Below are 14,976 nucleotides of genomic sequence, written 5' to 3'. Positions count from 1 at the left end.
GGCCGCTTCGTCATCGCTTCCCCCGCTCCCCGCCTGCTCCGCGACCCGTCACGGCGTCCCGTTCCCGGCGCGCGCGCCCGGCGTCCCGTTGCCAGAGCGCGTCCCGTTCCCGGCGCGCGCGGGCGTGCCGTTCCCGGCGCGCGGGTTCGCACCCGGGCGCGCGCCGGTGGCGGCCGCCGGGGGCCGCACGCCGTCGCCGGGCACCACGGTGCCGGGGACGCCGAGCACGCCCGCGGCGCCCGCGGACGCGGCGGCCGCCTGCGGGACCGGCCGGATCTTCCCGGCGCCGGGCCGTCCGGTCTCGGTGTCGAAGAACGCCGGGTCCTCGGCCTCCTTCATGCCGAGCGCCCTGGCCTTGCGCGCGAGCCCCGCCGGGGACCCCTCGCGGGCGATCTCCTCCTCGTACGCCTGGCGCTGCTGCTCGAGCTGCTTGTTGCTCTGCTGGAGGCGCGTCAGGGTGAACGCGTCCTTGGCGAGGACGGTGTTGAGCAGCAGCAGGCTCACCAGCGCGCCGCCGAGCAGGCCGACGATGAGCAGCACGAACGGCGTGCGCGGCGCGGGCCGCCCGGCCGCGGCCGGGCGGGACCGGACCGCCGCCTTCGCCTTCCTGCCGCCCGCCGCCTTCGCGGCGGGCGCCTTGACCCGCGTCTCGGCGGCCTTGGGCACGGCGGTCTTGGGCGTCGTCTTGGGCGCGGTCTTGGCCGCCGCCGCCTTCGGCGCGGTCTTGGCGGGAGTCTTCGGCGGGGCCGCGGGCGCGGGCTTCGCTGGCGCGGCCGCGCCGCGCGCCGCGGTCCTCTTCTTCTTCGGCGCCTTCGCCGGCGGGCGCCTGCTCGTCGTCGTCATGTCGCCTCCCGGACCCGCTCCGCGGCGCGCAGCCGCACCGATCCGGCCCGTGGGTTGGTCGTGGTCTCCGCCTCGGACGGCAGCTCGGCCCCGCGCGTCAGGAGCCGGAACCTCGGCTCGTGCTCGGGCAGCGGGACGGGCAAATCGGGCGGGGTGGTGTCGGCCGCCTGGGCGGCGAGGACCTGCTTGGTGATGCGGTCCTCGAGGGAGTGGTAGGACAGGACGGCGACCCGGCCCCCGACCGGAAGCGCGTCCAGTGCGGCGGGCAGGGCCCGGCGCCAGATGTCGAGCTCGCCGTTCACCTCGATGCGCAGCGCCTGGAAGGTGCGCTTGGCCGGGTTGCCGCCGGTGCGGCGGGTCGCGGCCGGGATGGAGGTGCGGACGAGGTCGGCGAGCCGGCGGGTGGAGTCGAGCGGGGCGCGCTCGCGCTCGCGGACGATGGCCGAGGCGATCCGCTGGGCGAACCGCTCCTCGCCGTACTCGCGCAGGATGCGGGCGAGCTCGGCGGGCGGGTAGCCGTTGACGACCTCGGCGGCGGTGAGGCGCTGGGTGCGGTCCATCCGCATGTCGAGCGGGGCGTCGTAGGAGTAGGCGAAGCCGCGGTCGGCCTCGTCGAGCTGCGGGGAGGAGACCCCGAGGTCGAACAGGACGGCGTCGACCGCGCGCACGCCGGTGCGGCGCAGCACCGCGGGGATCTCGTCGTAGACGGCGTGCTCCAGGACGACCCGGTCGCCGAAGGGCGCGAGCCGGCGCGCGGAGCGCTCCAGCGCGAGGGTGTCGCGGTCGAGGCCGATCAGCCGCAGCCGCGGGACGGCGCGCAGCATCGCCTCGGCGTGGCCGCCCATGCCGAGGGTGGCGTCCAGGTAGACGGGGTCGCGGCCCGTCACCGCCTCGGCGGCGGGGACGAGGAGTTCGAGGACGCGGCCGAGCATGACCGGCACGTGGCCGCCGTCCGGCCCCCGGTCGCCGGCGGGCACGCCGGCACCCTCGGACGCGTGGTCGCCCACGTCCATGGTTCACCCCCCTGTACTGCCACTTCGCTCGCGGACTGCGTGGCATCGCCGGACCGGACCGTTCCGCGCCCCCGGCGGCGGCCTCGCCCGGCCAGGTCCCCATCCGCTGCCCTAGAGGAAGATCACCGCGTTTCCGCGGGGGGTCGCCGTCTGGCACCGGGGAAGCTGCGCCAGCTGGCTCGGAGAGCGGCTGGAGACCTGGCCGAACGTGGGCCATGGCCGGTCAACGGACCGACGAGTCATTCGCTCAGAGGATCCCTGGCAACACCTCCTCCGAGACGTCGGAGAACGTCTGCTCCTCCTGCTCCAGGTAGGTCTCCCATGCCTGGGCGTCCCAGATCTCCAGGCGCGTGTTGGCCCCGATGACCGCGCAGTCGCGGGTGAGCCCCGCGTACTTGCGCAGGGGAGGAGGAATCGTGACGCGGCCCTGCTTGTCCGGTACCTCGTCGGAGGCGCTGGCGAAGAAGACCCGGCTGTAGCTCCGGACCGCCTTCTCCGTGACCGGCGCGGCACGCAGAGCCTCGGTAATCCGCTGGAACTCCGCCATGGGGAAGACGTACAGGCAGCGTTCCTGGCCCTTCGTGATCACCAATCCCCCCGACAGCTCCTCGCGGTACTTCGCCGGCAGGAACAGCCGTCCCTTGTCGTCGAGGCGCGGTGAATGGGTGCCGAGGAACACCGGCCCCACCTCCCGCGCCGCATGGGGTGCTACCGCCCCCACGGCGCCCCACTCTACTCCACTCTTCCCCACCGTCAACAAGAAAAACACCTCCACCGGACGAATTCGGCGGACGAAAGCGCAGGTCAGAGCGGGTGGTGCGCGGTGGGGCCCAGCGGCGCCCCCACCGCGCGCCGGACCGGACGGAGCCGCCCGGCGGCGCGATTTCCCGTGCCGCCGCGCGCGGTGGATGATCGTGGTGGAGCGGAGTGGAGCCCGGCGCCCGGCGTACGCCGTCCGCCCCGTGCAGCACAATGGGCTCGCGTTCCCCATGAACATCGCGGCGGGCGTTCCGACGACGTACTGTCGGGTGGGACGGCTGAGGAGGGTTTGGTGGCAGTAGGCACGCACGGAGAGTCGTTCATGGAGACCGACCCCCCGGCTTCCCATCCGTCCCGGCGGCGCGCCTCGGGAGGCGAGGAGCCGGGCCGCGGGCTCGACGGGCTCGCCCATGTGGCGAACAAGATCCGGGACGCGGTGGAGTCGGTCATCGAGGGCAAGCCCTCGGTGGTGCGGCTCGCGCTCACGGTGCTGCTGGCGGAGGGGCACCTGCTGATCGAGGACGTCCCCGGGGTCGGCAAGACGATGCTGGCCAAGGCGCTCGCGCGCTCGGTCGACTGCTCGGTGCGGCGCGTCCAGTTCACCCCGGACCTGCTGCCGAGCGACATCACCGGGGTGAGCGCCTACAACCAGGAGCTGCGCGAGTTCGAGTTCAAGCCGGGCCCGGTGTTCGCCAACATCGTGGTCGGCGACGAGATCAACCGCGCGTCCCCGAAGACGCAGTCGGCGCTGCTGGAGTGCATGGAGGAGCGGCAGGTCACGGTCGACGGCACCACCTACGCGCTGGAGCCGCCGTTCATGGTGATCTCCACGCAGAACCCGGTGGAGATGGAGGGCACCTACCCGCTGCCGGAGGCGCAGCGCGACCGGTTCACCGCCCGCATCTCGATGGGGTACCCCGACCCGGCCGCCGAGCTGGAGATGCTCGACACGCACGGCCAGGCGTCGCCGCTCGACCGGCTCGCCCCGGTCGCGCACGCCGCCGACGTCCGCGACCTCATCGAGGTGGTGCGGCGCCAGCACGTCGCGCAGCCGGTCCGGCAGTACGCGATCGATCTCGTCGCCGCCACCCGCAAGCACCCCGAGCTGCGGCTCGGCGCGTCCCCCCGGGCGACGCTGCACCTGGTGCGGGCGGCGCGCGCGTACGCGGCGCTCGACGACCGCGACTACGTCGTCCCCGACGACGTCCAGGAACTGGCCGTCCCCGTCCTCGCGCACCGGCTGCTGCCGACGCCCGAGGCGCAGGTGGAGCGGCGCCGCCCCGAGCAGGTCGTCGCCGAACTGGTGAAGCGGCTGCCGGTGCCCTCCCCCGGCAGGTGACCGTGCGACGCGCGCTGGCCGGGCTCACCACGCGCGGGCGGTCCTTCGTGGCCGCCGGCGCGACCGCGATCGTGTGCGCGGTCGTCCTCGGCGAGCGCGACCTGCTGCGGGCCGGGGTGCTGGTGCTGGTGCTGCCGCTGCTGTGCATGATCGCGGTGTCGCGGACCCGGTACCGGCTGGCGTGCGCGCGGCGGCTGGAGCCGGCGCGGCTGCCGGTCGGCCGGGAGTCGCGCGTCGACCTGCGGCTGGAGAACGTGTCGCGGCTGCCGAGCGGGCTGCTGATGGTGGAGGACCGGGTCCCCTACGCGCTCGGCGGCCGGGCCCGGTTCGTGGTGGAGCGGATCGAGCCGCACGGCACCCGCCAGCTCGGCTACCGGATCCGCTCGGACGTGCGGGGCCGCTACCGCGTCGGGCCGCTGACGGTCCGGCTCGCCGACCCGTTCGGGATGGTGGAGCTGATCCGCTCGTTCAGCCTGTCCGACACCCTCACCGTGACGCCCGCGATCGTGCCGCTGCCGCACAGCCGGCTGTCGGGCGCCTGGACGGGCGGCGGCGACAGCGTCGCGCGCGCGGTGTCCGCGGCCGGGGAGGACGACGCCGCCCCGCGCGAGTACCGGCACGGCGACGACCTGCGCCGCGTGCACTGGCGGTCCACCGCCCGGCACGGCCAGCTGATGGTCCGGCGCGAGGAGCAGCACTTCCAGAGCAGCGGGACGCTGTTCCTCGACACCCGCCGCGCCGCGCACTGGGGCGACGGGCTCGGCGGCACGTTCGAGCAGGCCGTGTCGGCGACCGCGTCGATCGGCGTGCACCTCGTCCGCACCGGGATGAACCTGCGGTACGTCACCGACGCCGGCGAGGCGCTGCCCGCCGCGGCGTCCGAGGGCGCGTTCGAGGGGCTGCTGCTCGACGCGCTCGCCGTGGCGCGCAGGTCGAAGGAGGCGTCGCTGACGGCGGGGCTGACCGCGCTGCGCGGCGGCCCCGGCGGCGGCCGGGAGGGCGAGGGCCTGGTGGTCGCGGTGTTCGGCGCGCTGACCGCGGAGGAGGCCCGCACGGTCGCCGAGCTGCCCGGCGGCACCGGAACGCGGGTCGCGGTGCTGGTTCGCGGCGGGCCGGCGGGCGGCGGCCCGGACGCGGCCGTGGGACTGCTGCGCGCGGCGGGCTGGCGGGTGCTGCCCGTCCGGACCGCCGCCGAGCTCGCGCAGGCGTGGGCGACCGCCGGCAAGGCCGGCGAGGACTTCGTCAGGGACGGTGCATGAGGATCCGGATGACGGCCATGGCCGGGGCGGCGACGCTCGCCGGCTCCTTCGGCCTCTACCCGCTGTTCGAGGAGGCCGGCTGGTTCTGGGCCGGGTTCGGCGCGGTGCTCGCGGTCGCCGGCGGCGGGCTGCTGTCGCGGCGGCTGCGGCTGCCCGCGCCGATGAACCTCGTGTTCGGGCTGGCCGCGCTGCTCCTTTACCTCAACTTCGTGTACGCCGGCGACGAGGCGTGGCTGCGGTTCGTGCCGTCGCCGGAGTCGCTGCGGCACCTCGGCGAGCTCGCCGGGGACGGGTGGCGGGCCGCGAACCGGTACGCGGCGCCGGTCCCGATGCTGCCGGGCATCGCGATGCTGACCGCCGCCGGGATCGGGCTCGTCGCGGCGCTGGTCGACCTGCTCGCCGTCCGGCTGCACCGCACGGCGCCCGCCGGGCTGCCGCTGCTGGCCATGTACAGCGTGCCGGCCGCGGTCCGCGAGGACGGCGTCGGCTGGCTGGCGTTCGGTGCGGGCGCGCTCGGCTTCCTCAGCCTGCTGATGGCCGACGCCCGCGAGAAGGTCGGCGGGTGGGGCCGGACGGTCACCACCCACCGCCGGCCCCGCGAGGTCCCGCTGGCCGGCGCGGACCCGGGTCCGCCCGAGGGGGCGGCCGGCCCCGACGCGACGCCGCTGGCGGTGAGCGGCCGCCGGATCGCGGTCGGCGCGGTCGCCGTCGCGGTGCTGCTCCCGGCCGCGGTGCCGGGCCTGGAGCCGCGCGGCATGTTCGGCCTCGGCGAGGGCGGCAGCGGCGGCACCCGCACCGTGACCACCCCCGATCCCCTCGTCAGCCTGAAGCGGGAGCTGACCCGGCTGGACGACTCGGTCGTCCTCACCTACCGGACCGACGACCCCGACGGCCCCGACTACCTGCGCCTGTACGCCCTGGACCGGTTCGACGGCGACCGGTGGACCTACAGCCCGCTGAAGAGCAGCGGCAAGGACAAGGTCGAGTTCGGGCGGTCGTTCCCGTCCCCGCCGGGGCTGACGATGGGGCGGGTGCACAAGGTGACGACGCGGGTCCGGGTGCGGCCCGAGGTCCGGAACATGACGTTCCTGCCGGTGCCGTACGCGCCGACGAGCGTGTCGATCAAGGGCGACTGGCGGGTGCACGCCTCGTCGCTGATGGTGTACTCGCTGCGCGACTCGGCGGGCGGCCGCACCTACACCGTGGAGAGCCTGCGCGCCGACCCGACCAGCGGCCAGCTCGCCGCCGCGGCCGGCTACCCGGACGACGTCGTCGCGCACTACACGGCCGTCCCGAAGAACATCCCGCAGGAGGTCCGGCGGCTGGCCGAGCAGGTGACCGCCGGGTCGTCGACCGCGCTCGCGCAGGCCGTGCGGCTGCAGCAGTGGTTCACCGTCGACGGCGGGTACACCTACGACCTGTCCGCGCCGGCGCCGCAGCACAGCAACGACCTCGTCGAGTTCCTGCTGCGCGGCAAGCGCGGCTACTGCGAGCAGTACGCCGCGTCGATGGCGCTGCTCGCCCGGATCCTCGGCATCCCGTCCCGCGTCGCGATGGGGTACACGCCGGGCAGCGAGGTCCGGCCGGGCGAATGGGTCGTCCGGTCGCGGGACGCGCACGCCTGGCCGGAGCTGTACTTCCAGGGCACCGGCTGGGTGCGGTTCGAGCCGACGCCGGCCGGCGCGGCCGGGCAGGGCACCGCCGTCGCCCCGTCCTACAGCCAGCCCGCCGTCAGCACCGGCGGCGAGAGCGACGGCCAGGGCACGCAGGCGCCGGACAGCTCCGCCGCGGGCGCCGAGGCCACCGCGACGCCCGGCGCGGCCGCCCGCCACCGCAACGACGAGGGCCCCGGCAGCGCCACGGCCGCGCAGAACGAGGAGGAGGACGGGTTCGGCGCCGTCCCCTGGCTCGCGAGCGTGCCGCTGGTGCTGGTGCTGATGGCCGTCCCCATGGTGCTGCGGGTGATCACCCGGCGGCGCCGCTGGGCCGCGGTGGCGGCACCGCCCGCACCGCCGCCGCCCGGCGCCGCGCCCCGTCCCCGGGCTCCCGCGTCCGGCCCCGCGGGGGCGGCGCGCCGTCCCCGGGCCACGGCGCCCGACCCCGCGGGCGTGGCGCACGCCGCGTGGCGGGAGATGCGCGCGGACGCCCTCGACCACGGGCTCGAATGGCGGGCGAGCGACTCCCCGCGCGCGACCGCGCGCCGCCTCGGCGAGCTGCTGGAGCTGGACGGGGAGGACGCGCGGGCCCTCACCCGCATCGCCCGCGCCGAGGAACTGGCCCGCTACTCCCGGACCCGCTCGCCCGAGCCGGCGGAGCGGCTCCGCGCCGACGTCCGCACCGTCCGGGAGGCGTTCGCCGCGTCCGTGGGCCGCCGCGCCCGGTGGCGCGCCCGGCTGCTGCCCCCGTCGACGATGGCGCAGGCCCGCACGGCGCTCCGCACCGCCGGAGACCGCGTCCTGGACGTCACCGCCCGGGTGAACGACCTGCCCGCCCGCCTCCGCCGCAGGTAACGCCGGACACGCGAGCGCCCCGGGCCCCGCACGGGACCGAGGCGCTCGAAACCTCACCTGCGGCCGGCGCCGGTCATGCCTGAGGGCGGCGCGGCCCCCGCGTCCGCGGGACCTGTCCGCCGCCCCCGACTCCGCCGGCGGGCGCCCTCCGCCCCGGTCAGTCGCCCTCGGTGCGGCGGCGCCAGCGCTCCTCCATGCGTTCCATGAAGCCCGCCTTGGCGGGGCGGGCGGCACGTCCCCCACCGGGGCGGGCCGGCTCGCTGCCGATGCCCGCCATGCGCTTCCAGCTCGTCAATGCCCAGACGCAGCAGACCACCATCAGCAGGAAACCCGTCACGCTGATCGCGATGGTGACCGTGCCCTCGTTGATCACGAGGCCGGCCATCAGCGCGCAGACGCCCACGACGAAGCCGAGGGCGGCCTTGACGATCCGGCGCTTGTAGTGGACCTGGGGGTTGGTCGAGCGAACCGCGTGAGCGAACTTCGGATCCTCGGCGTACAGAGCCGATTCGATCTGTTCGAGCATGCGCTGCTCGTGCTCAGAGAGCGGCACGGCACCTCCCAACGACAGCTCCGCGACGGGGTATCCGATGCGGGACGCGAACGTCAACGGTGATATGCCCAGAATACGAGCACTGTCGAGCGTACGAAAGCGAACGGCCCGCCGAGGGCCCGGTGCCGGTCACCCCACCGCCTTCTTTCATGGTCTTCCGTCCCGTCCGTCACCGTCCGCCGCGCGCCGCACCAGCGCGGCGGGGCGGACCGCGCCGCGGCCGAACCGGTGCGCGACCTGGTCCATGGCTCGCTCGGCCTCACGCCAACCGCGTTCCGGCTCGTCGAAGGCGAGCTGACGGGGGGCCTCGCCGGCCGGGCCCAGGTTCTCCACCCGGACGCCGACCAGACGGAGTCGTACCCGTTCCAGCCCGGCCGCCTCGTACAGCTCGCATGCTGTGACATAGATCACACGGGCGAGGTCGGTCGGCTCGCTGAGCGTCCGCGCCCGGGTGATGGTCTTGAAGCTCGCCATCCGGAGTTTGACGCTGACCGTCCGGCCCGCGTTCCCGCTCGCGCGCAGCCGCTCACCGGTCCGCTCCGCCAGCCGCAGCAGCGTCCGGCGGATGACCTCCGGGTCGTCGACGTCGGTGTCGAACGTCTCCTCCGCGCCGATGCTCTTGTCCGGCGTCTCCGGGACGACCTCGCGCGGGTCGCGGCCCCACGCCAGCTCGTGCAGGTGGGCGCCGAGCGCGGAGCCGAGCTCGCGCTGGAGCGTCGCGAGCGGCACCTGGGCGAGCTGCCCGACCGTCCGCAGGCCCAGCCGCACGAGCGCCTGCTCCGTCCGCTCGCCGACGCCCCACAGGGACGCGACGGGCAGCGGGTGCAGGAAGTCGACGGCGCCGTCCGCGGGGACGACGAGCAGCCCGTCCGGCTTGCACCGGGTCGAGGCGAGCTTGGCGACGAACTTGGTGCTCGCGACGCCGACCGAGCAGGTGATGCCCTGCTGGTCGCGCACCTGCTCGCGGATGAGCCGCGCGATCCGCGCGGGCCGGCCGAGCCGCCGCCGGGCGCCCGCCACGTCGAGGAACGCCTCGTCCAGCGAGAGCCCCTCGACCAGCGGGGTGACCGACCGGAAGATCTCGAACACCGCGGCGGAGACGCGGGAGTACTTCTCATGGCTCACCGGCAGCACCACCGCCTGCGGGCACAGCCGCCGCGCGCGCGTCATCGGCATCGCCGAGTGCACCCCGAAGGCGCGGGCCTCGTAGGACGCCGCGGACACCACGCCGCGCGGCCCGGCACCGCCCACGATCACCGGCCGCCCCCGCAGCTCCGGCCGCTCGAGCAGCTCGACGCTGACGAAGAACGCGTCCATGTCGACGTGCAGGATGTGGCAGCCGGTGTCGTCGGCGGGCGGCCCCGGCTGCGGCCCGGGGCGGTGCAGCTGCTGCTTGCGGCTCACGGCGCTAGCCGGCCGGCTTGTCGGCCACGAGGTGCAGCTGGGTGGCGAGGTCCCGCAGGACGGGGTGGACGGCCGCGACCGACTCCAGCGCGATCAGCGCCTCGGCGTCGTCGCCGTCCAGCAGGCCGCTCGGCACGAGGTCGGCGAAGATGCGGACGCCGTGCAGCTCGGCGACCCGCAGGCCGGCGCCGCGCACCAGCGCGGACAGGGTCTCCCGGGTGAAGCGCCGGGGCATCCGGTCGCCCTCGCCCCACCGCCCGGCGGGGTCGGTCAGCACCCGCCGCGCGTCGTCGAAATGCCCCGCCACCGCGCGGTGCAGCGCCGCGGCGACCTGCCCGGCGACGAGCACGCTGACCGAGCCGCCCGGCCGGACCGCGCCGGTGAGCGCCGCCATCGCCGCGCCGGGGTCGTCGACGTACTCCAGGACGCTGTGGCACAGCACGAGGTCGGCGGCGTCCGGCCCCAGCAGGTCGGGCAGGTCGACGGCGTCGCCCTGCACGGCGCGGACCCGGACCCCCGACTCGGCGGCGCGGCGCTCCAGCGCGGCGAGCGCGTCCGGATTGGCGTCGACCACCGTGACCCGGTGCCCGAGCTCCGCGAGCGGCACCGCGAACCCGCCGGTGCCGCCGCCGACGTCCACCACATCGCGCGACCCGGCCTCGGGAGTGATCCGGCCGAGGACGGTGCGCAGCGCCTCCCACAGGACCGCACTGCGCACCCGGCCGCCGCCCCGCACCCGCTTCTGCTGCCGGCCGGTCACGGCCACTCCCCTAACGTCACTCATCCCGCCCCAGCCTAGCCGGGTGTGGCCCCCGCAGGGGCGGCTGTTCACCCAGGGGGGCGACCCCCTGGAACCCCCGTCACGGGCGGGAGGCCGTTTCCCCGATCCGCTGGCGCGTCTCGGCGAAACAGCCTCCCGCCCGCCGGGTCGTGCGACCTCCGGGCGCAGAGCGCCCTCCGGCCACCCGACCCGTGCCCCACCTGAGCGCCCAGGGTCCGTAATAAAAAACCGACCAACAACCCCAGCCCGCATCACGGGCAGGCACGCGGAGCGAGCGCTAGCGAGCGCAGCGGGCATGCCCGCCGAGCCGGGCGACCGCAGCGACACGAACACAAACCCGCACGGTCACCGAAACCCGCACCGTGGCGTGAGGATCGACCGGCTCGCAACGGGGGTTCCAGGGGGTCGCCCCCCTGGGCCAACAACGGGCAGGCACGCGGAGCGAGCGCCAGCGAGCGCAGCGGGCATGCCCGCCGAGCCGGGCGACCGCAGCGACACGAACACAAACCCGCACGGTCACCGAAACCCGCACCGTGGCGTGAGGATCGACCGGCTCGCAACGGGGGTTCCAGGGGGTCGCCCCCCCTGGGCCAACAACGGGCAGGCACGCGGAGCGAGCGCCAGCGAGCGCAGCGGGCATGCCCGCCGAGCCGGGCGACCGCAGCGACACGCCACAAACCCGCACGGTCACAACACACCCGCACCGTGGCGCGAGGATCGACCGGCTCGCAACGGGGGTTCCAGGGGGTCGCCCCCCTGGACCAACAGACCTACAGCACCAGCGATGGCTTCAACTGCTGGAGGCGGGAGAGGAGGCCGTTGATGAAGCGGGGGGATTCGTCGGTGGAGAGTTCGGTGGCGAGGCGGACGGCTTCGCTGACGGCGACGCCGTCGGGGACGTCGTCGACCCACAGGAGCTCGTAGGCGCCCATGCGGAGGATGTTGCGGTCGACGGCGGGCATGCGTTCCAGCGTCCACCCGGTCGCGTAGGTGGCGATGAGCTCGTCGATGCGCTCGCGGTGCTCCTGGACGCCCTCGATGAGGCGGACGGCGTGCGGGTACTCGGCCAGTTCGTCCTGGTTGGGGCGGCCCCGGCCGGCGAGGACGGCCGTCGGCTCCTCCTCGCGCAGTTCCGCCGCGAACAGGATGTCCAGGGCGAGTTTGCGTGCCTTGGTGCGCGCCGCCATCTCAGGCGCGGCCGAGGTACTCGCCGGAGCGGGTGTCGACCTTGACCTTCTCGCCGGTGGTGATGAACAGCGGGACCTGGATCTGCGCGCCGGTCTCCACGGTGGCGGGCTTGCTGCCGCCGGTGGAGCGGTCGCCCTGCAGGCCGGGCTCGGTCTCGGTGATCTCCAGCACGACGGCGGCGGGCAGCTCGACGTAGAGCGGGTTCTCGTTGTTGAAGGCGATCACGGCGTTCTGCTCGGGGAGCAGGTAGTTCGCGGCGTCGCCGACGACGGTCGCCGGGATGTGCGGCTGGTCGTAGGTCTCGGTGTCCATGAAGACGAAGTCCTCGCCCTCGCGGTAGAGGTACTGCATCTCCCGCTTGTCGACGCTCGCCACCTCGACCTTGGTGCCGGCGTTGAAGGTCTTGTCGACGACCTTCCCGGACAGCACGTTCTTGAGCTTGGTGCGGACGAACGCGCCGCCCTTGCCTGGCTTGACGTGCTGGAACTCCAGGACGGTCCAGAGCTGGCCGTCGAGGTTCAGCGTCATGCCGTTCTTCAGGTCGTTCGTCGTCGCCACTGGCTGATTCTCCCGGTCGCGGACCCGCGCGCCTACAGGACGAGCAGGTCCTTCGTGGTTGTGGTGAGGAGCTCGGGACCGTCCGCGCGGACCACCAGCGTGTCCTCGATGCGGACCCCGCCCCGGCCCGCGAGGTAGACCCCCGGCTCCGCGGTGATCGGAACCCGGTCCAGCAGTTTACCGGTTTGGTCGTACCCCATGAGCGGGGCTTCGTGGATCTCCAGGCCGACGCCGTGCCCGAGGCCGTGGGAGAACGCCTCGCCGTGGCCCGCGCCGGCGATGACGGCGCGGGCGGCGGCGTCGACGTCCTTGGTGTCCGCGCCGGGGGCGGCGGCGGCGATCCCGGCCCGCTGCGCCCGGTGGACGAGGTCGTAGAGGTCGCGCTGCCAGGCGGCGGGCTCGCCGATGGCGACGGTGCGGGTCATGTCGGCGTGGTAGCCGCCGTACCGGGCGCCGAAGTCCATGGTGACGAGGTCGCCGGGCTGGAGTTCGCGGCCGCCGGGGTGGTGGTGGGGGACGGCGCCGTTCGGCCCGGACGCGATGATCGACTCGAACGCGGGGCCCTCCGCGCCGAGGTCGACCATGGCCCGTTCGAGGGCGATCGCGACGGCGCGCTCGGTGACGCCCGCGCGGATCTCGGGGAGGACGGCCTCGAACGCGCGGTCGGTGACGGCGCACGCCTCGCGCAGCAGGCCGATCTCCTCCTCGTCCTTGACCATGCGCAGTTCCTCGACGAGGCGGCCGAGCGGCGCCAGTTCGACCGGGGCGTCGAGCTTGGCGGCCTCCTCGCGGAGCGCGGTGTGCTGCTCGACGGTGATGTCGTGGGCCTCGAAGCCGAGCCGGCGGCGGCCGTCGTCCGCGGCCTTCCGCACCAGGGCCCAGGCGACCTGCCGGTCCACGACGACGGGCAGTTCCGGGCAGACCTCGGCGGCCATGCCGGCGTACCGGCCGTCGGTCGCGAGGACGGCCGGGCCGTCGGCCGGGACGAGCAGCGCCGCGCGGGAGCTGTCGAGGCCGGTCAGGTAGCGGACGTTGACCAGCCGGGTCACCAGTGCGGCGGCCAGGCCCCGGTCGGCGGCGAGCGCGGCGAGCCGGCGCCGCCGCGCGATGTGCGTCTCCCCCATGGCCAGGACTCTAGATGATCGCCGCGGCGGTGCGGGAGGCCGTCTCGACGCGGTCACGAAACATGAAGAACCCTCGACTTCGGCGCGCGGTCCGGCCTAGCGTGAGCTGCCGTGTGATCTTCCGTCCCCCGCTCTGGTCTTCCCCCCGGGAGGGATCCCCTTGACCCGAGTCAGCCGCCGAAGACTGCTCGGCACCGGCGCCCTCACCGCGGCCGGCGCCGTCGCCTCCGCCGCCGCGGCGCCGGCCGCCGCCGCCCGCACCGCCCCCCTCGGCGCCGACGTTGTGATCGTCGGGGCCGGGCTGTCCGGTCTCACCGCCGCGCGGGACCTCGCCGCCGCCGGCCGGTCCGTCATCGTCCTGGAGGCCCGGGAGCGCCCCGGCGGGCGCGTGTACGGGCTGCCGCTCGGCGACGGCACCACCAGCGAGGGCGGCGCCGAGTTCATCGGCCCGACGCAGGACCGCATCGCCGCGCTCGCCGGGGAGATGGGCGTCGAGACCTTCAAGACCTACAACGAGGGCAAGAACGTCTACTACCGCAACGGCAAGCGGTCGCTGTACGCCACCGACGGGCTCCTCGGCGCGGTCCCGCCGGACTGGGGCGTGATCGACCTGGAGCTGGCGCTGCTGAAGCTCGGCGCCATGATCAAGGAGATCCCGGTCGGTGAGCCGTGGAAGGCGGCGAAGGCCGAGGAGTGGGACGCGCAGACCTTCTACACCTGGTCGCGGTCCAACTCGCTGAGCGGCGGCGCCCGGTTCCTGATGGACGCGTTCGCCTCCTCGACGCTGTCGATGCGCTCGCAGGAGATCTCGCTGCTGTACCTGCTGAACTACGCGGCCGCGGCGGGCAACGAGAGCACCCCGGGCACGATCGACCGGCTGATCAACACCAAGGGCGGCGCGCAGGAGTCGCGGTTCGTCGGCGGGTCGCAGGAGGTGCCCGTCCGGCTGGCGGCGCGGCTCGGCGACATCGTCCGGTACAACGCGCCGGTGCGGTCGATCGCGAGCACCGCGGACGGCGTCACCGTCACCGCCGACGGGGTCACGGTGTCGGCGAAGCGGGTCGTCGTCGCGATGTCACCGGCGATCGCCGGGAAGATCGACTACTCGCCGGGGCTGCCCGCGAGCCGGGCGCAGCTCATGCAGCGCTACCCGATGGGGTCGATCGCCAAGTTCGTCGGCGTCTACGACACGCCGTTCTGGCGGGAGGACGGCCTCACCGGGCAGGCCGTCGCCGACAGCGGCGCCATCGACGCGACCTTCGACAACAGCCCGCCGGACGGGTCGCGCGGCATCCTGATGGGCTTCATCAACCAGGCGAACATCCGCAAGCTGGACGGCGCGTCCGCCGACGAGGTCCGGGCCGCCGGGCTCGCGTCGTTCACCAAGCTGTTCGGCGACAAGGCCGCCGCCCCGCGGATGACGGCGGTCCAGCGCTGGGACAACGAGATGTGGAGCGGCGGCGGGCCGGTGGGCATCGCCCCGCCCGGCGCCCTGACCGCGTTCGGCCCGGCGCTGCGCGAACCGTGCGGGCGGATCCACTGGGCGGGCACCGAGACGTCCGACTACTGGACGGGCTACATGGACGGCGCGGTCCGCTCCGGCGAGCGCGTCGCCCGGGAGGTCCACGCCGCACTGTGAGGGCGC

Annotated in this window: 13 protein-coding genes; 4 read left to right on the top strand and 9 right to left on the bottom strand. The window is 74.9% G+C overall.

Features of this window, described 5'->3' with window-relative positions; genetic code table 11:
- Positions 1 to 48: 48 nt before the first annotated feature.
- The 3 genes from ftsL to mraZ form a co-directional block, all read right to left on the bottom strand.
- A complete protein-coding gene (ftsL, locus tag CHF16_RS40050) occupies positions 49 to 843 on the bottom strand; it encodes a cell division protein FtsL (RefSeq protein ID WP_089324178.1) in 795 nt (264 codons plus the stop codon).
- Positions 840 to 1,856, bottom strand: a complete 1,017-nt coding sequence (rsmH, locus tag CHF16_RS02325; RefSeq protein ID WP_089324177.1) for a 16S rRNA (cytosine(1402)-N(4))-methyltransferase RsmH — start codon at positions 1,854 to 1,856, stop codon at positions 840 to 842. Before rsmH ends, ftsL begins: the two co-directional genes overlap by 4 nt.
- A 247-nt stretch (positions 1,857 to 2,103) precedes the next feature.
- A complete protein-coding gene (mraZ, locus tag CHF16_RS02320) occupies positions 2,104 to 2,535 on the bottom strand; it encodes a division/cell wall cluster transcriptional repressor MraZ (RefSeq protein ID WP_089324294.1) in 432 nt (143 codons plus the stop codon).
- A gap of 372 nt (positions 2,536 to 2,907) precedes the next feature.
- Between mraZ and CHF16_RS02315 the strand changes: the two genes are divergently transcribed.
- The 3 genes from CHF16_RS02315 to CHF16_RS02305 are packed head-to-tail and all read left to right on the top strand — an operon-like array spanning position 2,908 to position 7,723.
- Positions 2,908 to 3,954, top strand: coding sequence for an AAA family ATPase (locus tag CHF16_RS02315; protein ID WP_245868157.1), 1,047 nt, complete (start codon positions 2,908 to 2,910; stop codon positions 3,952 to 3,954).
- A complete protein-coding gene (locus CHF16_RS02310) occupies positions 3,951 to 5,213 on the top strand; it encodes a DUF58 domain-containing protein (RefSeq protein WP_342750063.1) in 1,263 nt (420 codons plus the stop codon). Before CHF16_RS02315 ends, CHF16_RS02310 begins: the two co-directional genes overlap by 4 nt.
- The gene (locus CHF16_RS02305) at positions 5,210 to 7,723 is read left to right on the top strand and encodes a transglutaminase TgpA family protein (protein ID WP_245868156.1); all 2,514 of its coding nucleotides are present in this window, start codon (positions 5,210 to 5,212) and stop codon (positions 7,721 to 7,723) included. The genes CHF16_RS02310 and CHF16_RS02305 overlap by 4 nt, the downstream gene beginning before the upstream one ends.
- A gap of 157 nt (positions 7,724 to 7,880) precedes the next feature.
- On the opposite strand, the gene CHF16_RS02300 is transcribed toward CHF16_RS02305, so the two are convergent.
- The 6 genes from CHF16_RS02300 to CHF16_RS02275 form a co-directional block, all read right to left on the bottom strand.
- Complete coding sequence (locus tag CHF16_RS02300; RefSeq protein ID WP_089324175.1) at positions 7,881 to 8,276, bottom strand: DUF3040 domain-containing protein; 396 nt, start codon at positions 8,274 to 8,276, stop codon at positions 7,881 to 7,883.
- A 147-nt stretch (positions 8,277 to 8,423) separates the two neighbouring features.
- Entirely contained in the window at positions 8,424 to 9,680 is a 1,257-nt protein-coding gene (locus tag CHF16_RS02295) for a DNA polymerase IV (RefSeq protein WP_089324174.1), read from the bottom strand.
- 4 nt (positions 9,681 to 9,684) lie between these two features.
- On the bottom strand, positions 9,685 to 10,464 hold the full coding sequence (locus tag CHF16_RS02290) for a methyltransferase domain-containing protein (protein ID WP_089324173.1): 780 nt from the start codon (positions 10,462 to 10,464) through the stop codon (positions 9,685 to 9,687).
- Between the two features lie 767 nt (positions 10,465 to 11,231).
- On the bottom strand, positions 11,232 to 11,648 hold the full coding sequence (gene nusB / locus CHF16_RS02285; protein ID WP_089324172.1) for a transcription antitermination factor NusB: 417 nt from the start codon (positions 11,646 to 11,648) through the stop codon (positions 11,232 to 11,234).
- Between the two features lies 1 nt (position 11,649).
- On the bottom strand, positions 11,650 to 12,207 hold the full coding sequence (efp, locus tag CHF16_RS02280) for an elongation factor P (protein ID WP_089324171.1): 558 nt from the start codon (positions 12,205 to 12,207) through the stop codon (positions 11,650 to 11,652).
- A 32-nt stretch (positions 12,208 to 12,239) separates the two neighbouring features.
- Positions 12,240 to 13,331: a M24 family metallopeptidase gene (locus CHF16_RS02275; protein ID WP_089324170.1), complete on the bottom strand. Its 1,092-nt coding sequence runs from the start codon at positions 13,329 to 13,331 to the stop codon at positions 12,240 to 12,242.
- Between the two features lie 160 nt (positions 13,332 to 13,491).
- Here CHF16_RS02275 and CHF16_RS02270 point away from each other — a divergent pair, with 160 nt between their 5' ends.
- Complete coding sequence (locus CHF16_RS02270) at positions 13,492 to 14,970, top strand: flavin monoamine oxidase family protein (protein WP_218826498.1); 1,479 nt, start codon at positions 13,492 to 13,494, stop codon at positions 14,968 to 14,970.
- The last annotated feature ends 6 nt before the right edge of the window (positions 14,971 to 14,976 follow it).

Source organism: Actinomadura meyerae (assembly GCF_900188445.1).
In the GTDB taxonomy this organism is placed as follows: Bacteria; Actinomycetota; Actinomycetes; order Streptosporangiales; family Streptosporangiaceae; genus Spirillospora; species Spirillospora meyerae.
This window is presented reverse-complemented; position numbering and strand designations above follow the sequence as displayed.

Coding starts and splice junctions, on each gene's coding strand:
- CHF16_RS02275 (WP_089324170.1), bottom strand. CDS start 13,331: ATGGGGGAGACGCACATCGCGCGGCGGCGCCGGCTCGCCGCGCTCGCC.
- ftsL (WP_089324178.1), bottom strand. CDS start 843: ATGACGACGACGAGCAGGCGCCCGCCGGCGAAGGCGCCGAAGAAGAAG.
- CHF16_RS02290 (WP_089324173.1), bottom strand. CDS start 10,464: ATGAGTGACGTTAGGGGAGTGGCCGTGACCGGCCGGCAGCAGAAGCGG.
- rsmH (WP_089324177.1), bottom strand. CDS start 1,856: ATGGACGTGGGCGACCACGCGTCCGAGGGTGCCGGCGTGCCCGCCGGC.
- nusB (WP_089324172.1), bottom strand. CDS start 11,648: ATGGCGGCGCGCACCAAGGCACGCAAACTCGCCCTGGACATCCTGTTC.
- CHF16_RS02305 (WP_245868156.1), top strand. CDS start 5,210: ATGAGGATCCGGATGACGGCCATGGCCGGGGCGGCGACGCTCGCCGGC.